Source organism: Streptomyces sp. NPDC088706, assembly GCF_044752765.1.
Classification (GTDB): domain Bacteria; phylum Actinomycetota; class Actinomycetes; order Streptomycetales; family Streptomycetaceae; genus Streptomyces.
In genome coordinates this window covers 309,795-332,068 of the sequence record NZ_JBIVLW010000006.1, presented here as the reverse complement: position 1 = coordinate 332,068, position 22,274 = coordinate 309,795, and the positions used below count along the sequence as shown (strand labels likewise).

18 protein-coding genes are annotated in these 22,274 nt (G+C 74.1%); 5 read left to right on the top strand and 13 right to left on the bottom strand.

Features of this window, described 5'->3' with window-relative positions; genetic code table 11:
* Positions 1-67: 67 nt before the first annotated feature.
* The gene (locus ACIQAK_RS18160; protein ID WP_366389378.1) at positions 68-1,282 is read left to right on the top strand and encodes a geranylgeranyl reductase family protein; all 1,215 of its coding nucleotides are present in this window, start codon (positions 68-70) and stop codon (positions 1,280-1,282) included.
* 57 nt (positions 1,283-1,339) lie between these two features.
* Here the strand turns inward: ACIQAK_RS18160 and ACIQAK_RS18155 are convergent, their stop codons facing one another.
* Positions 1,340-1,645 (bottom strand): DUF6332 family protein, encoded by a 306-nt coding sequence (locus ACIQAK_RS18155; protein WP_366389379.1) that lies wholly within the window; start codon positions 1,643-1,645, stop codon positions 1,340-1,342.
* A 313-nt stretch (positions 1,646-1,958) separates the two neighbouring features.
* Positions 1,959-3,080, bottom strand: a complete 1,122-nt coding sequence (locus tag ACIQAK_RS18150) for an MFS transporter (RefSeq protein ID WP_366389380.1) — start codon at positions 3,078-3,080, stop codon at positions 1,959-1,961.
* A gap of 217 nt (positions 3,081-3,297) precedes the next feature.
* On the opposite strand from ACIQAK_RS18150, the gene ACIQAK_RS18145 reads away from it, so the two are divergent.
* Positions 3,298-4,512 (top strand): ROK family protein, encoded by a 1,215-nt coding sequence (locus ACIQAK_RS18145; RefSeq protein ID WP_366389381.1) that lies wholly within the window; start codon positions 3,298-3,300, stop codon positions 4,510-4,512.
* Positions 4,513-4,664: 152 nt separating this feature from the next.
* On the opposite strand, the gene ACIQAK_RS18140 is transcribed toward ACIQAK_RS18145, so the two are convergent.
* Both ACIQAK_RS18140 and ACIQAK_RS18135 read right to left on the bottom strand, forming a co-directional pair.
* Positions 4,665-5,183: an ATP-binding protein gene (locus tag ACIQAK_RS18140; RefSeq protein ID WP_366389382.1), complete on the bottom strand. Its 519-nt coding sequence runs from the start codon at positions 5,181-5,183 to the stop codon at positions 4,665-4,667.
* Between the two features lie 227 nt (positions 5,184-5,410).
* Complete coding sequence (locus ACIQAK_RS18135) at positions 5,411-5,728, bottom strand: hypothetical protein (RefSeq protein WP_366389617.1); 318 nt, start codon at positions 5,726-5,728, stop codon at positions 5,411-5,413.
* A gap of 251 nt (positions 5,729-5,979) precedes the next feature.
* Between ACIQAK_RS18135 and ACIQAK_RS18130 the strand changes: the two genes are divergently transcribed.
* Complete coding sequence (locus ACIQAK_RS18130) at positions 5,980-7,125, top strand: PLP-dependent cysteine synthase family protein (protein ID WP_366389383.1); 1,146 nt, start codon at positions 5,980-5,982, stop codon at positions 7,123-7,125.
* Positions 7,126-7,151: 26 nt separating this feature from the next.
* Here the strand turns inward: ACIQAK_RS18130 and ACIQAK_RS18125 are convergent, their stop codons facing one another.
* The 5 genes from ACIQAK_RS18125 to ACIQAK_RS18105 all read right to left on the bottom strand — a co-directional run bounded on the left by ACIQAK_RS18125 (position 7,152) and on the right by ACIQAK_RS18105 (position 12,844).
* On the bottom strand, positions 7,152-7,631 hold the full coding sequence (locus ACIQAK_RS18125; RefSeq protein WP_366389384.1) for an SRPBCC family protein: 480 nt from the start codon (positions 7,629-7,631) through the stop codon (positions 7,152-7,154).
* 58 nt (positions 7,632-7,689) lie between these two features.
* Complete coding sequence (locus tag ACIQAK_RS18120; protein WP_366389385.1) at positions 7,690-9,264, bottom strand: SDR family oxidoreductase; 1,575 nt, start codon at positions 9,262-9,264, stop codon at positions 7,690-7,692.
* 99 nt (positions 9,265-9,363) lie between these two features.
* Positions 9,364-11,364 (bottom strand): hypothetical protein, encoded by a 2,001-nt coding sequence (locus ACIQAK_RS18115; protein ID WP_366389386.1) that lies wholly within the window; start codon positions 11,362-11,364, stop codon positions 9,364-9,366.
* A 137-nt stretch (positions 11,365-11,501) separates the two neighbouring features.
* Positions 11,502-11,933, bottom strand: coding sequence for an SRPBCC family protein (locus ACIQAK_RS18110; protein ID WP_366389387.1), 432 nt, complete (start codon positions 11,931-11,933; stop codon positions 11,502-11,504).
* A gap of 65 nt (positions 11,934-11,998) precedes the next feature.
* Positions 11,999-12,844, bottom strand: coding sequence for a DeoR/GlpR family DNA-binding transcription regulator (locus ACIQAK_RS18105; RefSeq protein WP_366389388.1), 846 nt, complete (start codon positions 12,842-12,844; stop codon positions 11,999-12,001).
* Between the two features lie 281 nt (positions 12,845-13,125).
* On the opposite strand from ACIQAK_RS18105, the gene ACIQAK_RS18100 reads away from it, so the two are divergent.
* Complete coding sequence (locus ACIQAK_RS18100; RefSeq protein WP_366389389.1) at positions 13,126-15,546, top strand: hypothetical protein; 2,421 nt, start codon at positions 13,126-13,128, stop codon at positions 15,544-15,546.
* Here the strand turns inward: ACIQAK_RS18100 and ACIQAK_RS18095 are convergent.
* From ACIQAK_RS18095 to ACIQAK_RS18080, 4 genes are all read right to left on the bottom strand, one after another.
* Positions 15,516-17,954 carry a right-handed parallel beta-helix repeat-containing protein gene (locus tag ACIQAK_RS18095; RefSeq protein WP_366389390.1) on the bottom strand — a complete coding sequence of 813 codons (2,439 nt, stop codon included), beginning with the start codon at positions 17,952-17,954 and terminating at the stop codon, positions 15,516-15,518. The two genes, ACIQAK_RS18100 and ACIQAK_RS18095, sit on opposite strands and share 31 nt — an antisense overlap.
* A 255-nt stretch (positions 17,955-18,209) precedes the next feature.
* Positions 18,210-18,788 carry a hypothetical protein gene (locus tag ACIQAK_RS18090; protein ID WP_366389618.1) on the bottom strand — a complete coding sequence of 193 codons (579 nt, stop codon included), beginning with the start codon at positions 18,786-18,788 and terminating at the stop codon, positions 18,210-18,212.
* Positions 18,789-18,841: 53 nt separating this feature from the next.
* Entirely contained in the window at positions 18,842-19,666 is an 825-nt protein-coding gene (locus ACIQAK_RS18085; RefSeq protein ID WP_366389391.1) for an MOSC N-terminal beta barrel domain-containing protein, read from the bottom strand.
* An 85-nt stretch (positions 19,667-19,751) separates the two neighbouring features.
* Positions 19,752-20,237 (bottom strand): DUF6643 family protein, encoded by a 486-nt coding sequence (locus tag ACIQAK_RS18080; RefSeq protein WP_366389392.1) that lies wholly within the window; start codon positions 20,235-20,237, stop codon positions 19,752-19,754.
* A gap of 712 nt (positions 20,238-20,949) precedes the next feature.
* Here ACIQAK_RS18080 and ACIQAK_RS18075 point away from each other — a divergent pair.
* The gene (locus ACIQAK_RS18075) at positions 20,950-22,254 is read left to right on the top strand and encodes a TerD family protein (RefSeq protein ID WP_366389393.1); all 1,305 of its coding nucleotides are present in this window, start codon (positions 20,950-20,952) and stop codon (positions 22,252-22,254) included.
* Positions 22,255-22,274 lie beyond the last annotated feature (20 nt).

Genomic DNA, 22,274 nt, shown 5'->3' with positions numbered 1-22,274 from the left:
CGGGACGCGCCGTAGGATGCCGTGAGCAGCTTGGGGCCACAGGTCGGATCGGGAGCAGAAGCACATCGTGAGCAGCGAGAACGCAGACGCCGGGCGGGAAAACGAAGAGTCGTCGGTGTGGGACGTCGTCGTCGTCGGCGCCGGGCCGGCCGGCGCATCGGCGGCGTACGCGGCAGCCGTGGCGGGCCGACGGGTCCTGCTGCTGGAGAAGGCGGAACTGCCGCGCTACAAGACCTGCGGCGGTGGCATCATCGGGTTCTCCCGGGATTCGCTGCCACCGGGGTTCGAACTGCCGCTGAAGGACCGTGTCTACGCGGTCACCTTCTCCCTCAACGGCAAGCTCTCCCGGACCCGCCGCTCCCGGCGGATGCTCTTCGGGCTCATCAACCGCCCGGAGTTCGACGCCGGGCTGGTGGAGGAGGCGCAGAAGGCCGGCGCCGAGCTGCGCACCGGCGCCTCGGTGGTGCGGGTGGAGCAGCACGGGCCCGCCGTGCCGGACCGGCGCACGGTCGCCGTGGTGCTGGCCGGCGGTGAGACGGTGCTGGCGCGGGCGGTTGTCGGGGCGGACGGCAGCGCGGGCCGGATAGGAGCACATGTCGGGGTGAAGCTCGACCAGGTGGACCTCGGCCTGGAGGCGGAGATCCCGGTCCCGGCGACGGTGGCGGAGGACTGGGCGGGCCGGGTGCTCATCGACTGGGGCCCGATGCCCGGAAGTTACGGCTGGGTCTTCCCCAAGGGCGACACGCTGACCGTCGGGGTGATCTCGGCGCGCGGCGACGGCGCCGGCACCAAGCGGTATCTGGAGGACTTCATCGCCCGCCTCGGCCTGGCCGGGTTCGAGCCGTCCATCTCCTCGGGCCACCTCACCCGCTGCCGCAGCGACGACTCGCCGCTCTCGCGCGGCCGGGTCGTGGTCTGCGGTGACGCGGCGGGCCTGCTGGAGCCGTGGACCCGGGAGGGCATCTCCTTCGCGCTGCGCTCCGGCCGGCTCGCGGGCGAATGGGCCGTCAGGATCGCCGAGGCGCACGACGCGGTGGACGCCCGCCGCCAGGCCCTCAACTACGCCTTCGCCATCAAGGCCGGACTCGGCGTGGAGATGGGCGTGGGCCGCCGCATGCTCAAGCTGTTCGAGCGCCGCCCGGGCGTGCTGCACGCGGTGCTGACCGGCTTCCGCCCGGCCTGGAAGGCGTTCGCCGGGATCACCCGGGGCACGACGTCGCTGGCCGAGCTGGTCCGTACGCATCCGCTGGCACAGCGGGCGTTGAGCGCGATGGACCGCTGAACGGCGGAGTGAGGGGCGCGGGTGGAGGCCCCGCGGCGAGGGAGCTGACCGCTGATGTCAGCCGCCGGGGCCGGACTCGTCGGAGCGGCTTAGCCCGCCCGCCGTCGGACCGCCCAGGCGGCGGCCCTCCCGATGCGGAAAGCGCCACAGGACATGGACGACCCGCATGGCGAAGGCCAGCGCGGCGGCCGTGGTGGCGACGCCGAGGACGACCGCCCGCGCCGTGCGGCCGAGGTCCAGGAGGAGCAGGCCGGGCACGGAGGCTGCCGCGAAGGTGAGGCCGGCCAGCATGGCGGCGCTCACCAGCGCGTAGCCGATCTCGACCGTCATCGCGTCCCGCTCCGCCCGCGTCCGCCGCTCCATGGGCGCAGTGTCACAGGCGTGGCACGCTCCGGCAAGCGGGTGCGGCCGCGCGCGGCTCGCGCCGTTCACCGGGCCGCGCGCCCCTCACGCACGTAGGTGACGGCGGAGCCGTCCGTCACCGGGCCGCGCGCCCCTCACGCACGTAGGTGACGGCGGAGTCGTCCGTCACCGGGCCGCGCGCCCCCCACGCACGTAGGTGACGGCGGAGTCGTCCGTCCGGAGCCGGGCCGCCGGGCGCTCGGCGCGCAGTGTGACGGCGTCCGTCCGCGACCGTGCGCCCGGAAGCAACCACCCTCTCCGGTGCCGCCTGCGCTCAGGCGTGCGTCGCGTTGCGGGCCCCGTAGCCCAGGGCGGCGGCCGCCGCGGCCAGCAGGGCCACGGTCGTCAGCGCCACCGGCAGTGAGAACCAGTCGGCCAGGAAGCCGATCGCGGGCGGGCCCAGCAGCATCCCGCCGTAGCCGAGCGTCGAGGCGGCGGCCACTCCGCTCGGTCCGGCCAGTTCGCCGGCCCGGCCCACGGCTACGGGGAAGATGTTGGCCAGCCCCAGGCCGGTGACCGCGAACCCCGCCAGCGCGAGCCAGGCGCTCGGAGCGAGGGCTCCCAGCAGCATTCCGGCCGAGGCGACCGCCCCGCCGAGCACGAGGGTGCGGGTCTGCCCCAGCCGTTCCAGGAGGAGGGTCCCGGTGAGCCGGCCGATGGTCATCGTCAGGGCGAACAGCGCGTATCCGGCGGCGGCCAGGCCGGGATGGGCGTCCAGGTCCTGCTCCAGGTGGAGCGCGCCCCAGTCGGCGAGCGCTCCTTCTCCGTACGCCGTGCACAGCGCGATCACGCCGAAGAGCAGGACGATCCGGCGGGCCCGCGGGTCGAGTTTCCGCCCGGGCCGCTGCGGTGTACGCGGTTCGACGGCCGGGCCGGCCGGGCGGTGGCGCAGCAGTGCGGGTCCCGTGAAGGCGGTGACGAGCAGGCCGATCGCGGCCAGCAGGAAGAGGTGCGTGGCGGCCGGGAGGTTGCCCGCCACCAGTCCGCCGAGTCCGGCACCGATCATGCCGCCGAGGCTGAACGCCGCGTGGAAGCTCGGCATCACCGGTCGGCGCAGCTCGGCGACCAGGTCCACGGCCGCGCTGTTCATGGCCACGTTCATCCCGCCGTACGCCGCTCCGAAGACCAGCAGCACGAGGCCGAGCGAGAGCGCGGAGTGGGTCTGCGCGGGCAGGGCGATGCTCAGCGGGAGCAGGACCCCGCAGGCCACGGTCACGGCGTGGCTGCCGTAGCGGCGGCAGAGGCGGCCGGTGAGCATCATGGTGATCACGGCGCCGGCGGAGACCCCGAGCAGGGCGAGGCCGAGGGTGGAGGCGGAGGCGCCGGTCTGCTGCTTGATGGCCGGGATACGGACCACCCAGCCGGCGAAGAGGAAGCCATCGAGGGCGAAGAACACGGTCAGCGCGGTACGCAGGCGGGCCGATGAGGGTGGGGCGGTGTCTCCGCCAGGTCCCCCCGGTAGGGCCGTGCGCAGTTTGTTTAGTTGCGGCACAAACTCAGCATAGGGGCGGACGGAGGGCGGACGCAAGACGGCTGACCGGGAGGGGTACGGCCCGTCCCGGCGGGCTCCCTCGGCGTCCGGGACACCTCCGGATCATGGGAGACTCGCCCTCATGAACGGCAAGGCGACCACCACCCGGACGAAGTTGGAGCGGGGCCGCAGCGCGCTCGGGCCGGCGCTGGAGCTGGTCCACACCGGGCGCGCCCCCACGCGCGCCGTCCTCACCTCCGAGCTCGGTGTCACCCGGGCCACCGCCGGGGCGGTCGCCGCGGAGCTGGAGGCGCTCGGGCTGATCCGGGTCGACTCCAGCCCCGGTTCCGCGGCCGGTTCGCAGGGCCGCCCCTCACACCGGCTGGCCGTGCTGGAGAACGGCCCCGTCGTCCTCGCCGCCCAGGTCCACGCCGACGGCTTCCGAGCCGCCCTGGTCGGGCTCGGCGGGCGGATCGTCGCCACCTCGCCGGGGTGTGTCGCGGTGATGGCCGACCCGGCGCAGGTGCTCGGCGAGGTCGTGGCGGCCGGGGCGGAGCTGCTCCGCACGAGCGGGCTGCGCTGCGTCGGCGCCGGACTCGCCGTCCCGTCGGCCGTCGCCGAACCCGAAGGCACCGCGCTCAACCCACTCCACCTTGCGTGGCCCGCCGGCTCGCCGGTCCGCGACATCTTCGCCGGCTGCGTCCGCGACGCGGGCATCACCGGCCCGGCCTTCACCGGCAACGACGTCAACCTCACCGCGCTGGCCGAGCACCGGCACGGCGCCGGACGCGGTGCCCAGCACCTCCTCTGCGTCGCCACCGGCCACCGGGGCGTCGGCGGGGCCCTGGTGCTCGACGGCCGCCTGCACAGCGGGAGTTCGGGGCTCGCGCTGGAGGTCGGGCACCTCACCGTGAACCCCGAGGGGCGGCCCTGCCACTGCGGCGGACGCGGCTGTCTCGATGTGGAGACGGACCCGCTCGCCTTCCTCGCCACCGCGCGCCGCGAACCGGGACCCGAGGAGTCGCTCCTCAAGCAGGCCGGTGACCTGCTGCGCACGGAGTACCAGGACGCGGACGTGCGCAACGCCGCCGAAGCGCTGATCGACCGTCTGGGCCTGGGGCTGGCCGGGCTCGTCAACATCCTCAACCCGGACCGGATCATCCTCGGCGGACTCCACCGTGACCTGCTGGAGGCGGACCCCGAGCGGCTGCGGGCCGTCGTCGCCGACCGCAGCCTCTGGGGCCGCAGCGGCAGCGTGCCGATCCTGTCCTGCACCCTGTCCCACAACAGCCTCGTCGGCGCTGCCGAACTGGCCTGGCAGCCCGTGCTGGACGATCCGCTCGCGGTGCTTGCCTGAGCCGTCGAGCCGTCGAGCCGTCGAGCCGTCGAGCCGTCGAGCCGTCGAGCCGTCGAGCCGTCGAGCCGTCGAGCCGTCGAGCCGTCGGGCCGTCGAGCTGTCGGGCCGTCGGGCTGTCGGGCCGTCGGGCTGTTGACCCCGCCCCCGCCAGGTCAGCCGACGACGGCCGACCGGGTGGGGGTGGCCGCGATGGCCTCGGGGCTGATGGACACGGACCCGAACGGCCCGTCGGTCGTCGACCCGTAGACCGCGAGCGGTGGCAGGGTCGAGGTGTCGCAGACCGCCGGCAAGGTGAACCAGACGGCCTTTCCGGCCGCGCCGCTCGGCCGTACCCCCCAGCTCTCGCTGACCGCGGCGATCAGGGCCAGACCCCGGCCCGAGGTGGCGAAGGACTCCGCCTCGTTCACCGTGGGGACACGTGGGTCGTGGTCGTGGACGGAGACCGTCAACCGGTCGAGCAGCAGCTCGATCTCGACGGTGCATGACTTGTCCGGCTGCGCGTGCCGGTGGACATTGGTCAGGAGTTCGGTGACGCCCAGGGCTGCCTGGTCGATCAGAGGATCGAGATGCCAGTAGCGCAGTTGCGCCGAGATGATTCTGCGGACCTGACCGATCCGCGACGGCAGGGCTTGGAGCTCCACCGTGCAGTGCCTGCTTGGCTCGCTGATCACGGCTGCGACTCCCCGAAATAGGTCCGGAAGATGAGATACGAACGGAGCCGGCGGACGACTGACTGCCGAATCCGCTCTGCTCTTGTCGTGTCTGCTCGTGTCGCACGATCCGCCCGGGGGGCGAATCGCTCTGTCACCGATGATGCACTTTCAGTGACGTGGATCCAGCGTGGCCCAACCCGCGCGGCTCCGCAACTCGCGGAGCCGCGTAACCATGTCCGCGCCGCTCAGCCCCGGCGGCCTCCCGCACTGCGCAGTGCCTCCAGGAAGCGGCGCAGCGGAGCCGCCCCGTCGCGCCTGCGGTTGCGCTGCCCCATCGTCAACCGGTAGCGCACACCGTTCACCCGGGCGATGGCCGAATCCGCCGCGAAGAACCACCGCTTGCCCGCACTCACCGCGGTCACCGGGGCGCTGTCGATCTCCCGCCCGTTGCTCATCAGCAGGGACAGCCGGCCGTCCTTGACGACCACCTGACCGGCCCTGGTCAGGGACCGGGTGAACCGCTCGATCCTGACCCCCGACGCACTGAACTCGGCGTCCGCCATCGCGGCTTCGCCCCCCTTCGTCACCACTTCTCCTGTGCAGTGTGCCCGGCGGCGCCCGCGACCGCCAGAGGGCACGTGAGCTCGTCCCGCGCCGTTCGCACCGCCTGTCCCAACTGCCCCCGGGTGCTGGGTCAAAGGCTGGGCTATGGACCATCAAAGTCAACGTTTGCGCAGGTCGGGGGCATATTGTGGCGGCAGGAGCACCGGGCGGCCGAGCAGCGGCCAAGAGCCGACGAACAAGGAGCACGGCGATGGACACCCATGAGCACGGACGGGACCACGGGGTTTCGGGAGCGGTCGCGGAGACGGTGGACGTCGACCGCAGCGACCCGGAGTACCGGGCCTGGCTGAAGGAGGCCGTCCGCAAGGTCCAGGCCGACGCCAACCGTTCGGCCGACACCCACCTGCTGCGCTTCCCGCTGCCCGAGGAGTGGGGCATCGACCTCTACCTCAAGGACGAGTCGACGCACCCCACCGGCAGCCTCAAGCACCGGCTCGCCCGCTCGCTCTTCCTCTACGGGCTCTGCAACGGCTGGATCCGGCCGGGCAAGCCGGTCATCGAGGCGTCCAGCGGCTCGACCGCCGTCTCGGAGGCGTACTTCGCCAAGCTGATCGGGGTGCCGTTCATCGCCGTGATGCCGCGCACCACCAGCCCGGAGAAGTGCCGGCTCATCGAGTTCCACGGCGGGCAGTGCCACTTCGTCGACGACTCCCGCAAGATGTACGAGGAGTCCGCCTCCCTCGCCGCCGAGACCGGCGGGCACTACATGGACCAGTTCACCTACGCGGAGCGCGCCACCGACTGGCGCGGCAACAACAACATCGCCGAGTCGATCTACCAGCAGCTCAGGCTGGAGCGCTACCCGGAGCCCACCTGGATCGTCGCCACCGCCGGGACCGGCGGCACCTCGGCGACCATCGCCCGCTACGTGCACTACCTCCAGCACGACACCCGTATCTGCGTGCCCGACCCGGAGAACTCCTGCTTCTTCGACGGCTGGACCCACCACGACCCGTACGCCAGCAGCGACTGCGGCTCCCGGATCGAGGGCATCGGCCGACCCCGCATGGAGCCCAGCTTCGTGCCCGGCGCCATCGACCGGATGATGAAGGTGCCCGACGCGGCGAGCGTCGCCGCCGTACGCGCCCTGGAGCGGGCCATCGGCCGCAAGGCGGGCGGTTCCACGGGCACCGGCCTGTGGAGCGCCTTCAAGCTGATCGTCGAGATGGTGGAGCGGGGGGAGAGGGGCAGCGTCGTCACGCTGCTGTGCGACCCGGGCGACCGCTACCTGGACAAGTACTACGCCGACTCCTGGCTGGAGGAGCAGGGCCTGGACATCGCCCCGTACAGCGCGGCGATCGACCACTTCCTCGCCACCGGGACCCTGACCGGCTGAGCCAGGGGCCCGGACCGTCGTACGGGTCAGGCCGCCGGTGCGGTGAGCCGTCTGTCCAGCCGGCGCACCGCGTCCCGGAAGGAGCGGCCCATCCCCAGGCGGGCGAGCCCCAGCACCGAGCGGAACGGGCCCGTCCCGTCGGCGGCGAAGGTCCACCGTATCCGGGTCCCGTCCCCCTCCGCGGTGAGCCGCCACTCCTCCACCAGAGCCCGCAGCCCCGGGGCGTTGGACTCGTCGACCCGGTAGGCGTACCGCTCCCCCGGCTCGGCGGCGACGATCGTCTCGCGGAACCGGACCCCGCCGCGCAGCCGCACCTCCCGGCCCGCGCCCCCCTCGGTGGGCGTGGCCCGGGTGACGGCGGTGAACCAGGAGGGCCAGGAGGCGACCTCCTCCGCGAGCGCCCGGTAGACCACGTCCGGGGGTGCGGAGACCTCGGCGGCGAACACCAGACGTATCGGCGCCGCGTCGGTGAACTCCAGTCCTACGGTACGGAGTCGGCGTGCCATCCTGTGCACCTCCCGGCGGCGGGCGGGTATGGGGAGGCACACCCTAGCGGCCGGGGGGTCAGTTGTCTGTACCACTGCCGGTCACCGGCTCCCGGCCCTCGTTCCGCGCCCGGGCGGCGGTCTTGGCGGCCTCGGCGATGTTCCGCGCCATTCCGCCGAACACCACCGCGTGGAAGGGCGACACACCCCACCAGTACGCATGGCCGAGCAGCCCCTGGGGGTGGTACAGGGCGCGCTGACGGTAGAGCGTGCGCCCCTGGTCGTCGGTGGCCACCGACAGTTCCAGCCAGGCCTCGCCCGGCAGCCGCATCTCCGCCCGCAGCCGCAGCAGGTCACCCGGCACGATCTCCTCGACGCGCCAGAAGTCCAGCGAGTCCCCGACCCGCAGCCGGTGGGCGTCCCGCCGGCCGCGCCGCAGGCCCACCCCGCCGACGATCCGGTCGATCCAGCCGCGCACCGCCCAGGCGAGCGGGAAGGAGTACCAGCCGTTCTCGCCGCCGATGCCCTCGATCACCCGCCATAGGTTCGCCCGGTCCACCGGCACGGCCAGCTCCCGCTCGTCCCGGTAGAGGCTGCCGCCCGACCAGTCCGGGTCGGTGGGCAGCGGGTCGCTCGGCGCCCCCGGCAGCGAGGCGGACGTCCAGCGGGTCACCACCTGCGCGTCCCTGATCCTCTGGAGAGCCAGGGTCAGGGCCCGGTCGAAGCCGATCGGCCCCTGCGGCGGGTCGGGGACGTAGTGGACGATGTCGTGCTCCCGGCAGACCACCTCGTGGCGCAGCGACTCCGCGAGCGGCCGGGCGATCGACCGGGGCACCGGGGTGACCAGGCCGATCCAGTGGCTGGAGAGCGTCGGGGTGAGGACCGGGACCGGCACGATCACCCGCCGCGGCAGCCCCGCCACCCGGGCGTAGTCCTGCATCATGTCCCGGTACGACATGATGTCCGGTCCGCCGATGTCGAAGGCCCGGTTCACCTCGGACGGCAGGGTGGCGCTCCCCACCAGGTACCGGATCACATCCCGTACGGCGATGGGCTGGATGCGGGTGGAGACCCAGCTCGGGGTGACCATCACCGGCAGCCGTTCGGTCAGATAGCGCAGCATCTCGAAGGAGGCCGAGCCCGAACCGATCACGATCGCCGCCCGCAGCACCGCCGTCGGTACCCCGGAGTCCAGCAGGATCCGTCCCACCTCGGCGCGCGACCGCAGGTGCGGCGACAACTCCTTCTCCGGCACCCCGGCCGGGGTCAGCCCGCCGAGGTAGACGATCCGCCGCACCCCGGCCGCCCGCGCCCGCTCGCCGAAGTTCCGGGCGGCCCGGCGGTCGGTCTCCTCGAAATCCGAGCCGGAGCCTAAGGCGTGCACCAGGTAGTACGCCACGTCGACGTCCCGCATCGCCTCCGTCAGCGAGTCGGCGTCGGTGACATCGCCGCGCACCACCTCGACCCGGTCCGCCCAGGGGTAGTCGCGCAGCTTCTGCGGTGTCCGGGCCAGCGCGCGGACCTGGTGCCCGGCGTCGAGCAGCGCGGGCACCAGTCTGCCGCCGATGTAGCCGGAGGCACCGGTGACCAGGCAGCGCAACTCGGCCTCGTCGGGAACATCGCGTACGCCGGGTCCTTCAGGATGATCCGTCACCTGTCCGAGTCTCGCACTCCGCCGAGCACAACGGCGCTGCGAGCACTCCGTACGGTGGCACGAGCCGCCCGGCAGGTCCCGCCACGGGCGGTCGGCGGCTCAGCGCACTGCCGCCAGCGTCCCGCCCTCGCGCAGCCTGGCCGTCAGCCGTACGGAGGCGTCGCGCGGCGCCCGTACCGCGAGCGTCGGCCCGCCCGCGGCGCCCCGCACCTGCCCGGTGGCCTCGATCCGCCGCACCGCGCGGCTGCCGGCCGCCAGGACGTACCACCGGCCGGAGGCGGCCTTCCAGCGCGTGCCCGCCAGGATGTGCTGCCCGAACCTGCTGCACAGGGCGGTGTCGTCGCGGTCGGCGACCACCGCCGCCGGGGCGGTGGGGGAGGCGGCGGGCCGCAGGAACTGCACCAGGACCCGGCCAGGCCCGCGCCAGGTGTCGGCGCGGGTGCAGAGCCACTTCGCCGACGCCTCGCCCTCGGGCAGCCGCTGCTCGGCGAAGGCCCAGTTGTTCACCGCGCGCACCCCCGAGCCCGACAGCGCCCGCAGCGAACACGCCGTACGCGCCCAGGCGAGCAGCGCCTCCGTGCCGGTCGCCTCGCGGGGCCGGCGGGCGGGTGCGCCACGACCCGGCTTCGGGGTGTACGTCAGATGTGCCGGGGCCAGGTCGCCCAGGTCGGTGAGGAGGAACGCGTGGTTCTCCACGATGCGCTCGGAGGACCGCAGCTGGAGCACCGGCCAGGAGCCGCAGCCGCCGCCCGCCGCCGGGCGCTCCACCGCGGCGGTGACCCCGTCCGGGCCCACCGCCAGCGGCCGGCTGGGTGTGTCCGGTGCGAGCAGGTCCCGGGTGGTGGTCCCGGAGATCCAGGGGGCCATCAGGAACCGCGCCTTCCCGCCCGTACGGCTCACGACGACCGCCGCCGCCGTCGTGACGTCCGCGTCATCGGTCCGGGCGAAGTCCAGCGCCGCCCCGCCACCGCCCGACAGCGGCTCCGCGTACCGCACCACCCGCACCCCGCCGTCGTGGAACAGCACCACGGCCGCCCCGTCCACCTCGCCCGCGAACAGCAGCCGGGGCGGCTGCGCGGGCGGCACCGCGACCGTGCCCGGGGTGGTCGACACCCGTACCGTGCGCCGCGGCCCCGACCAGGCCCGCAGCGCCCGGCCCAGCAGCTCGCCGTCGCCCCGCCGGTCACCGCGCACCGGCCAGGCGGTGAAGTCGATGCGGGAGGTGTCCGCCCACCGCTCCGCCGCCGTGCGCAGCAGCGCGGCCGGGTCGAGCGCCGCAACCGCCGCTCCGGCTCCCGGGCGCTCCTCGCCCGCGTCCCGCACCCCCTTCTCGGCGGCGACCGCGAGCGTGCCCGCCACCACGCACAGGGCCGCCGCGAGGGCCACCGCCCGCACCCGGTGCCTGCGCCGCAGCAGATCGCTCGGCCGGGTCTGGACGGTGCACGGGTCGAACTCCCCGGACCGCAGCAGTTCCTGGGCCCCCGCCCGGTCGGGCCTGCCCAGCCGGGCCGCCCGGCGCACCGCCCCCGCCGGATCGTCCGCCCCCGCCTCGGCCAGCAACGCCCGCACCCCCGCCTCCGGCAGCCCGTCCAGCAACTGGAGCGCGAACGCGGCCCGGACGGCACCCGTGACGTCGGACAGGGCCCGGTCCAGCACCAGTTCGTCGACACCACCCGCCCGGGGGAAGAGCCGCAGCCCCCAGATCACCGGCAGCGCCGGGCGCAGCGCGGCGGGCGCCGGGAGCCGCCCGGGCCACCAGCGGGGCCTGCGCTCGTACGCGAGGGCCGTCCGCAGCACCCGCAACCGCATCCACGCGTACGGGGCGGGTCCCGGCCCCTGCGCGGCCTCCGGGGAGCGCCGGGACCGGGCGGGTACACGCAGGCGGTCCGGGGAGGTCCTGGCTCCGGGCAGGGCCCGCTGCACGGCCCCGTGGGCGGCCAGGACCCGGCGGTGCCGGCCCAGCGAGGGCGGCAGCACGACATAGGCGAGCCGGACCAGGCGCGGGTAGTGCTCCACGAGGGCGGCCTCGGCCTGCCGCACGCCCAGGGTCCCGCTCGACGACGCGGCGGCGGACCGTTGCTGCGCTTGGTGGATCGGCATGGGTTCGGTGCCTTCCGGGGCCGGGGCGGGGAGTGTCATACCGACAAACGAGTCGATCGTGTGACGGTCACATCACCCCTGACGGCCACCCCCGGGGGCCAGGCGTCGCACGGCAGGCGGCAGTTCGACGACAGGCCCTAGGCGAGCAGGGAGTCGAGCACCCCGCCGAACAGCCGGCGCCCGGCCGAGGCGAGCAGCGGATCACCCCACCGGGGCACCAGCCGCACCCACAGCTCCTCCACCCACACCACATGGGAACCGGAATCCGTCGGAGTCACGTCGATCGAGGCCCGGCCCAGCACCACGGACCCACGCTTCTCCAGCAGGCAGATCCCGGCCCGGCCACCGGCGGGGGGCGTCCAGCGCACCACTTCCATCGGGTCGTCGAAGGCCAGCGGACCCACTCCCGTACGCGCCGTGAACACCGTGCCCACCCTGGTCGGCGCCCCGTTCTCCACCGAGATCGCGGTCAACGGGACGTGCGTGGCGTGCCGTTCCCAGTCGGTCACCCGCCGCCAGGCCTCGGCTGCGGGGAGAGGGGAGAAGCGCTCGATCCGGAAGACGGCCATCCTTCGATCCTAAGACCTCCCGGCCGGACGGCGACCCGAACGCTATCCGGACAGTCCTGCCCCGGTCAGCCGGGGGACGCGGTCTCCTCGGCGGGCTCGCCCGCCACCACCAGGCCCGGCAGATGCTCGCCGATCTCCGCGCGCGCCCCCGGGGCCAGCCCCGCGTCCGTCACGAACGTGTCGACCTCGTCCAGCGTGGCGAAGGAACTCAGCCCCACCGTCCCCCACTTGGTGTGGTCCGCCACCACCACGACCCGGCGCGCCGCCCGGACGAAGCGGCGATTGGTCTCGGCCTCGGCGAGGTTGGGGGTGGACAGACCGGCCTCGGCCGAGATCCCGTGCACGCCAAGGAAGAGCAGGTCGAAGTGGAGGGAGTCGATGGCCCGGTCCGCGACCGGCCCCACCAGCGAGTCCGACGGCGTCCGCACCCCGCCGGTCAGCACCACCGTCGCCGTCCCCGGCCGCGCCGCCCGGCCGGGCGCCGGGCGCTGCGCGTCGTGGAACACATCGGCCACCCGTACCGAGTTGGTCACCACCGTCAGATCCGGCACGTCCACCAGCTGCCGGGCCAGCGCGTAGGTCGTCGTCCCGCCCGACAGGGCGATCGCGCTGCCGGGCTGGGCCATCGCCGCCGCCGTCCGCGCGATGTCCTCCTTGGCGCTCAGCTCCAGCGCCGACTTCACCTCGAAGCCGGGCTCATGGGTGCTCGCCTCGACGACGGGGACGGCACCGCCGTGAACCTTCTCGATGACCCCCTGCCGGGCCAGCGCGTCCAGGTCCCGACGGATCGTCATGTCGGAGACGTTCAGCCTGCGGGTCAGCTCGTTGACCCGGACCCCGCCGCGCCTGCGCACCTCGTCGAGGATCAGGGCACGTCGCTGCTCCGCGAGCAGGTTCTGATTCTCGCTCAACGCCGGGCCCGGTCCTTCCCTCTGCCGTACGGTCCGCAGCGGCCTGCGACACACGTTCATCCTGCCACGCAGGCATGTCCGGCGTACCACCTGGGGAGATTCCGTGAGACCGCTCACGCACGCGCCCCGGATCCGGGATTCTGGGGCAGGGCCACGGGCCGGAGCCGACCGCTTCCCGCCCGCCCCCTTCCCCGCGTCCCCTCCGCGTCACCCGTGTTCCTCCTGCCCCCTGTCACGTCCCCGCCGGCCGCGAGCCGGCGCGCCCGAGAGAGAGTTCTGCCTTGGCTCCTGCCATCCCGCCCCCGCCGCCGCCCCCGCAGGACACCGGGGCGGCGCTGGAACTGCTGGTCCACGGCGTCGGAGGCGCCACCCCGCAGGAGATACTGGGCGACCCCCGTACCGTCCGGGTCACCGGGGACGCGACCGCCGCCGTGTACCGGCGCACCGAGGACGTCCACGGCGAGAGGCACCCCGAGCGCTACCGGGACGAGCCGGTCGCCGAGGCCTACTGCTGGTCGGGGCTCACCTCCGGCAACGGCTCCCGCGCCCTGTGGCTGCTGCTCCTGCCGTTCATGGTGGTCAACCTCGCCCACTGGATGCGCCCCACCGCCGCCGGCCGCACCCGCGCGGTCCGGCTCTACGGCGTCCTGGTGCGGCTCGTCGCGCTCAGCCTCACCGTGCTGCTCACCGCCGCCGCCTGCGAGGTGGCGCTGGACCTGGTGGCCTGGCAGTGCGCGGGCACCCCCGCCTGCTCCGACCGGCGTTCCTGGCTCGGCTTCCTGTCGAGCCGCCAGGGCGGGTGGTGGTCCCAGCCCGGACGGCGGCTCGGGCTCGCCGCCGTCGTGCCGGCCGCCCTGGTCGGCTTGATGTGGTACCTCTCCAACCGGACCTGGAGCGCCTACGAGTCCCAGAGCCCCCTGGACGCCACGGACCCCGAGGCGTGCGACCCGGACGGGACGGAGGAGGCCCACGGGCCCGGCGCTCCGAGCCCCGCGGACGACCCGGAGTCCGCGCGCCCGGTTCCGCCGGCGCTCAGCAGGCCCGGCTTCTGGTACGGCCGCCGCCTCGTCTCCCGGCTCCGCGCCGCGCACACCGCGGCGGGCTTCCTCACCGTCGCCGCGGCCGTCACCGGCGCCGCAGCCCGCCACGACCGGACCGCCGGCGGCCCGGTTCCGCTCCTGCTGGGCGCGGCCCTCGAAGTCGCCATCGTCGGGTGCGCCCTGGTGACCGTCTGGGTCGTCTGCCGCCGGGGCCGCAGCGAGAGCGTCCGGGACACCCGGGTCGACGGCGCCCTCATCACCTACCTGCCCGGCTCCGCGCTCACCCTGCTCGGCCTCGCCGTCCTGCACGCCGGATGGTCGCGCCCCGGGTGGCAGTCCACCGGCAGCCTGCCCGGCGAGACCGCCTTCCGGCTCCTCGCCCTCGGCCAGGGCCTGCTCGTCGTGGTCCTCGCCCTGGTCGCCCGCAGCCTCTACCGGCGCGCCCCCGACCCCCGCACCACGCTGTACGGACTCGGCGGCCCGTCCGTCGCCATGCTCGCCTGCGCCCTCGGCGGCGTGATGACCGGCGGTGTGGCCCAGCGCGTCGCCGACTGGCTGGACGGCCCCGGCACCCCGGGCATGGGGCGCGCCGCGATCATCGAGGGCCCGCCGGTCCTGCTCAGCTGGCAGGCCTCCGTCATCCCGGTGCTCCTGCTCCTGCTGCTCGTCCCGGTCGTGTTCCTGGTCGTCCGCACCGCGCGCCGGGCCCGCCGTATGGGGCCGGACATCGAGGCGGAGTACGCCCCCGAGCCACCCGACCCCGGCCGCACCCGGCGCATCGCCCGCGTCCGCGCCACCGCCGCCCTCACCGACTCGGCCCCCTGGATCGTCGGCGTGGTCTCCGCCGCCACCCTGCTCCTCGGCACGGCGGCCGTCGTGGGCTCCTGGGCGAGCGGTCAGGTTCCCGGCCTCGCCACGGACGGGGCCGCGCCCCCGGTCGAATCGCTGGCCGAGGCCGCCCAGTCGACCGGCTCCTGGCTGATCGGCTTCGGTTTCCTGCTGTTCGTCGCGGGCGGGCGCCGCGCCTACCGGGACGCGTCCGCCCGGCGCACCATCGGCATCCTCTGGGACGTGGGCACCTTCTGGCCGCGCGCCGCCCACCCCTTCGCGCCCCCCTGCTACGCCGAGCGCGCCGTCCCCGACCTCGCCTCCCGGATGTGCGCCTGGACCTCCACCACCCGGGGCCGGCTCGTCATCTCGGGTCACTCGCAGGGCAGCGTCCTCGCGGCGGCCGCGGTCTGGCAGCTGCCCGACGGCGCCCGCCGCCGGGTCGGGCTGCTCACCTACGGCTCCCCGATCGAGCGGCTGTACGGGCGCTGGTTCCCCTCCTACTTCGGAGCCGTACCGCTGCTCGGGCTGCACCGCTCGGTGCACTGCTGGAGCAACCTGTGGCGGGCCACCGACCCGATCGGCGGGCCGGTCCGGCCGAGCGCCGGACCCGGCACCGGCGTCGACCGGGGGCCGCTGAAGGACCCGCAGGCGTACGGACGTACCACCGCGCTCCCGCTGCCCGAACCGATCCTCGGCCACTCCGACTACCAGGCCGACCCGGTCTTCGCGAAGGAACGGACCGCCCTCCTCGACGAGCTCGGGCCGAGGCTGCCCCGGCAGTCCGAGGGCGGGGGGAAGTTTCAGAGGAGCTCCGGGAGGTCCTCCGGGTAGAGCAGGGTCAGGTCGTCCGTGCTCGTCTCGGCGAGCTGGGCGACCCGGCCCGCGTGCCGCTCCACCATCGACTCGAAGGTCTGCCGGGCGGTGCGGCCGTTGCCGAAGGCGGGGCCCTTGGGGAGTGCGGTGAAGTACTTCAGCAGCGCCTCCCCGGTCCCCTCCGCCAGGCTGTACTCATGCTCCTCGGCCTGCTGTCCGACGATCCGCAGCAGTTCCTCGGGGAGGTAGTCGTGGAAGGTGATGGTCCGCGAGAAGCGGGAGGCCACACCGGGGTTGACGGCGAGGAACCGCTCCATCTCGTGGGTGTACCCGGCGACGATCACCACCACCGCGTCCCGGTGGTCCTCCATCAGCTTCACCAGCGTGTCGATGGCCTCCCGGCCGAAGTCGCGGCCGGAGTCCTCGGGGGAGAGGGCGTACGCCTCGTCCACGAAGAGCACCCCGCCGCGCGCCCGGTCGAACGCCTCCTGGGTGCGGATCGCCGTCGAGCCGATGTGCTCCCCGACCAGGTCCACCCGGGACACCTCGACCAGGTGGCCGCGGTCCAGCACCCCGAGGGAGGCCAGGATCTCCCCGTACAGCCGGGCGACCGTGGTCTTGCCCGTACCGGGGGAGCCGGTGAAGACGAGGTGGCGGCGGACGGAGGCGGCCTTGAGCCCGGCCTCCTGTCGGCGGCGGCCCACCTCGATCATGTCGGTGAGCGCCCGCACCTCGCGCTTGACGCTCTCCAGGCCCACCAGCGCGTCCAGTTCACCGAGGACCGCCGAGGAATCGCGGGCCGGTTCGGCGGCCGGGGCCACCGGCTCGGGTGCCACGGAGCGCTGGCCGGGCATCGTGGAGAGCAGGCCGGGCGTCGCCTGGGTGGCCGTCAGCACGGCGGGAGCGGGGGCCGGTGCCGTACGCAGACCGCTCTCGTCGCTCGTGCAGTCGGTGGCCACCGGACCGGTGGACCCGGGCCCGTCGCCCTGTCCGGCGCTGCCCTCGGGGAACTCGTAACCGCCCCGCGCGCACCGCTCGGTGCGGCAGCGGGTCAGGGTGGTGCGGCAGCCGTCCATCACGTGGAAGCCGTACCCCTCGCTGCCCGTCACCCGGCAGCTGTCGAAGGTGCCCCGGCCCTCGGCGGAGACGTAGAACCCGGCCTCGGCCGGGTTGGAGACCGTGCAGCGCTCGATGACGGGGTCGGCGCCCTTGGTGACGATGACCCCGGTCTGGGCCATGTCGATGGTGCAGTTGTTGAGCGTGCCGCCGCTGCCGTGGTCGCGGAACCAGGCGCCGGTGGACGTCTCCCGGATGCGGCAGTCGTCCAGCTGGGCGGTGGCGCCGTCGCTCACGGAGACGGCGGTGTTGCGGATCTGGGAGAGATCGCTGTCCACGACGTCGGCGCGGGAGCCCCGGTCGAGGACGAAGAGGGCGTCCGGCACATCGTGGACCCGGCAGGCGTCCAGTATCACCGTCGCCCCGTCACTGACCCAGACCGCCGGGTAGTCGCCCGTACTGTCGTGGATCTCGCACTGGTTGGCGTCCACGCGGGTGCCCGGGTCCCAGACCGAGAGGCCGTTGCGGCCGAAGCGGCGGACCGTGGAACGGGTCAGCGTCAGCACCGAACGCGACCGCAGGTCGATGGCGTTCTCCGGGATGTCGTGGATGTCGCAGTCGGCGAGCGTCAGCACCGCGTCGGTGTCCAGCGTGACACCGTCGCCCGAAGTGCGGTGCACGGTGCAGTCGGTGAGGTGCGCGGTGGCCCGGGCGGTGACCTGCACGCCGCTGCCCCTGATCTCGTACACCTCGCACCCGAACGCCTCCAGACCGCTGCCCTCGCCGGTGACGCCGAGGCCCGCGCCGGAGGCGTGGTGGATGCGGCAGCGGTCCAGCCGGGGGTGCCCGCCGTCGCGGACCGAGACCCCGGACTGCCCGGCCGAGACGATCTCGCACTTCTCGAAGACCCCGCCCGCCCCGTCCAGTACGGCGATGCCGACGCCGGCCGGGTTGTCGACGGTGCAGCGCCGCACGGTGGGCCGGGCCGCGCCCCGCACCTCGATGCCGGCGGCGGACCGGGTGACGATCCGCAGGTCCGAGAGCTCGGGGGTGCCGTCCTCCACCAGCAGGGCCGGGGCGGCGGAGTCCTGACCCTCGATGTGCAGGTCCTGGACGGTCGCGGAGGCACGCACCGTCAGCGGTACGCCGTCGGCCGGCGCGATCCGCACGGAGCCGACCGACCCCTCGGGGCCGCGCAGCGTCACCGCGCGGTGCAGGACGAGGTTCTCCCGGTAGGTGCCGGGCGCGACGGTGAGGACGTCCCCTTCGGCCGCCGCTTCCAGGGCCGCGGAGAGGGAGGCGTACTCGCCCGTGCGGCGGCGCCATCGGGATGTGCCGGTGTGCGTCACCTGGACCGTGCCCTGTGCCATGGAGTTGCTCTGCCCCCACCTCGTGCTGTGATGCCTCGGGTCGTGCGGTGACGCCTCGGGTCCTGCTGTGCTGTCTCGGGTCCGTCCGCCTGCCGAGGAGGCGGACGGGGTCGGACCACCGTAGCGCGCGGGAGGGGCGGGAGTTGACGAGTCGGGTCGCCGGGGCCCCGCCGCCGCTTCCGGGGCGGGCCGTTGCGGGCGGTACGGCCGCCCGGGAGGCGGTGGCCGGAGGGCCGCCCGCCGGCCCCTCCGCTGTCAGCCGCCCGTCCCGGCCCGGCCCCAGTCCGGGCCCACCTCGGCCCACTCGCGGTCCAGGAGCGCGTACCGCCGTCGCACCAGCCGCCCTACGACCAGCCGCCTGCCCACCTCGACGCACCCGGCGGCGAGCAGGAACGCACCGACCCCGCCGAGCACCGCGTGCGTGCGGGCCGCGCCCCGGCCCATCGGCGGCGCCACGGGGAGCCCCGCGTGGTCCGTCCAGATCCGCACCGGCGAACCGGGCTCCCCGGCCCGCGAGGCCGTGGTGACCTCGCCGGTGCGCCGGGTACCGTCCGGAGCCCGCCAGGCCGCCACCACCGAGGTGCGCCCCGAGGCGGCGTCCGGGTCACCGGCGAACCGCCGCCCTCCCGGCGCCCGCCCCACCACGACCGCGGTGGTGGCCCGGCGCTCCTCGTGCTGGGCCACCACCTCCTGCCGGATCCGGTCCCCGGCGAGCGCGCCGCCCGCCCACCCGGCGGCCGGCGCTCCGACCACCAGGAGCAGCAGCGCGCCGAGCGTCACCCACGCCTCGCGGCGATCGGTGGTGCGCCACCGGAGCACTCCGACTCCCCCCATGCGCATGGCTTTTCCCCCGGTCGCCCGTGCCCTCTGCCCTCTCCCCTCTGCCCTCAGTCGAGGATCGTGACGGGATCTCCGACCCGGATCACCCCGGTCCCGTCCGGAATCAGATTCTGGCCGAAGAGCAGTTGCTTGCCGACCCGGCGGTGGCGGGCCAGCGTGAGCAGCGGCTCCCTGCCGCGTACGGCGGTCCGCTGATCGGTGGTGGTGATCACGCAGCGGCCGCAGGGCTTCACCACGGAGAACGGCACATCGCCGATGGTGATCCGCCGCCAGTGGTCCTCGACCCACGCCTCGGTGGAGTCGACCACGACGTTCGGCCGGAAGCGGTCCATCGGCAACGGCCCCTCGTGCGGCCGGTCGCCCGCCGCGATCAGGTCGTTGAGGGCGTCGAGGGAGGCCGTGGTGGTCAGCAGCAGCGGATAGCCGTCGGCCAGGGAGACCATGTCCCCGGGGCGCGCGTACGCGGGGTCGACGGGCCTGCGGTGCGCCGGCTCGTCGAGATGCACGAGACGGGTCTCCGAACCGAGGACCTCGCTGAACCAGGCATGCGCCTCGGCCGCCGCCTCCGCCACCGTGACGGTGTCCCGGTGCAGCTCCACGCTGATCATGCGATCCGCTCCCGGAACCTCCGCCCGCAGCGGCGGATGGCCGGGGGCGGAGAGGGCGACCCCGCCGCCCGGCAGCAGCACCGCGCGGATGCGCGCCAGAATCGGCTGCTGACGTTGCGTGATCGCCCGGGCCGCCTTGTCGACCACCATCCAGCGGCGGTCGCCGTCGAGTCCCCATGGCTCGACGGCAACCTCCTCGGACGGGTGAGCTCCCAGGGATTTCACCGGGTACACATGGACGGACCGCAGCACAGGAGAGGCCATGCGCCCATCCTGCCAGTCACCCGTGCACCCGTACGCACGTATGCGTCGCGGGACCCGCCCCGCGCGAGGGTGACCGCGAGTCCGGTCAGTACCCCCGGCCCTGGTACGGCCGGTTGTACGGGTCCTCGTACGGCGACGGGGCCGGCACGGGCCGCGGCGATGCCGGGCGCATCGACTCGTACCCGGTGCCGGGTGCGGGGCGCTGCGGCTGGGCCTGCTGCGGATATCCACGGACCGCCGAGGGCTGCTGCGGGATGTACGGCGCCGGCGCGTTCTGCAGTCCGGCGGGGTACATCGGCGCGTGCTGCGCGGGGGCCTGCTGGTACTGCGGCGTCGGCTGCTGCTGCGGGTAGCCGTAGGAGCCGGTGTGCTGCGAGGGGGCCGCGGGGAGGGCCGGCAGCGCGGACGGCAGGGCCGGCAGATAGCTGCTGGACGTGTCGTACGCGGCGGGGACGCGGATCGGTGCGATCTGCGGGGTGCCCCGCTCCGCGACCAGGGAGTCGTAGATCGGGGTGTCGGGGAACGACGCGGCGTAGTAGCCGCCGCCGAAGGCGGAGCGAGGGGAGGTCATGGCACCTAAGTTAAGCCCACGATGTGCTGATTGGGGAGTCCCCATCTTAGGGTCATCCGATTTACGCGGATTCTGTCCCTCCGCGCTGCCGAAGCCCCGCAAATCCTTCGCCTATCGGCGGAGCTTTTCCCTTCGGTGCCGCCTTTGCCGACGAGAAGTGATGGCCGCGTCACAAGGGCGACACCCGCACGTCGCACGCCTGCCCGCCCGGTGCTCAGGAGGGCGGGAACGTGCCCCGCGCCGGGCGAGCGTGTACATGAAGACCATCTCTGTCGAGTATCGGCAACACGCTTTCAGGACTACCGCATTGAGGCCCGGGGCTGCCATTTCCCGCGGTAATCCCGATGCTTGGCTCAGGGCCGGGCGTGCGGGCAGAACCCCGGCCGGTTCAGGTGAGCGGCCAGGTGCGCGGGGCGGCGTCGGCTGGCTCCTGGAGTCCGGCCCGGCGGACACCGTCCGCGGCTTGCACGGCGATGCCGTACGCCAGGGTGGTGACGCGGCGGGCCGGAAGTCCCGGATCGGCCTCGGGAGGCAGGTGGCGGTGAAGCCGGGCTCGACCCGCGTTGAACTTGGTGCCTGGGTGGGACTCGGCCTGGTGGACCGTGAGCGTGGTGGCCGCCGACTCGGACGCTGGTAGGCGTGCGCGGGTGGCGACCCGCGCCGGGTCCGGGGTTTAGGTTGTGGCGAACGCCTGCGGGCAGCCGGACTCCTGATGGGGGCGAGCATGACCATGCACAAGGGAACCAACACTCCGGTGCCGGCGCGCGTGGTGCGCGTGGAGCTGGGGTGGCGGGCCGCCCCCGGCACCCCTGACGCCGACGGCTCCGCGCTCCTCCTGGTGTCGGGAAAGGTCCGCGGCGACGCCGACTTCGTCTTCTACAACCAGCCGGCCCACGCCTCCGGCGCCGTCCGCCACGAGGGCAAGCGGACCACGGGTGACGGTGTCACCGACACCCTCCTCGTCGACTTCGGGAAGGTCGAGCCGGTGATCGACCGCATCGTCGTCGCGGTCTCGGCGGACGGCGGCACCTTCGGACGGGTGAGCGGTCTGTACGTACGGATCGTGGACGCGGCGGGCGGCGCCGAGCTGGCCCGCTTCGACTCCACCGACGCCACGGTCGAGACCGCGTTCATCCTCGGTGAGCTGTACCTGCGCCAGGGCGCCTGGAAGTTCCGCGCGGTCGGACAGGGCTACAGCACCGGACTCGAAGGCCTGGCGACGGACTTCGGCATCTCCGTCGACGAACCGCGGCAGGCCCCGGCGCCGTCGCCCCCCGCCGCCCTCCCGGCGCCCGCACCCGCGCCTCCCGCACCCCCGGCACCCGCCCCGGCGCCGGTCACCCGGGCGGTCCCGCCCGCCCCCGCACCCCCGCGGCCGGTCCGGCTGTCCAAGGTCACGCTGACGAAGGAGGCGCCGTCCGTCTCCCTCGCCAAGCAGGGCGGCACCTCCGGCGCCCTGCGGGTCAACCTCAACTGGGAGGTGCGCAAGCAGTTCAAGGGGTGGGGAGCCAAACTGGGCCGGGCCGTAGCGATGCACGGTGACCTCGACCTCGATCTCTGCGCACTGTACGAACTCACCGACGGCCGCAAGGGAGTGGTGCAGGCGCTCGGGAACGCGTTCGGTTCGCTGAGTCAGCCGCCCTTCATCCACCTCGACGGGGACGACCGCACCGGCGCGCTCTCCACGGGCGAGAACATGACCGTCAACCTCGACCGCAAGGACCTGCTCCGCCGCGTACTGATCTTCGTCACCGTCTACGAGGGCGCCCGGAGCTTCGCCGATCTCCACGCCACGGTGACCCTCCAGCCGCAGAACGGCGCGGCGATCGACTTCTCCCTCGACGAGTGCACCGTGCCCTCCACGGTCTGCGCGCTCGCGTCGATCACCAACGACGGCGGCGACCTGACCGTGCGGCGCGAGGCCCGCTACCTGGTCCCGGACCGCGGAGTCAGCCCCCAGCGCACCATCGACGCCGCCTACGGCTGGGGCATGAACTGGACCCCCGGCCGCAAGTGACCCGCTCGCCCGCCGCCCGG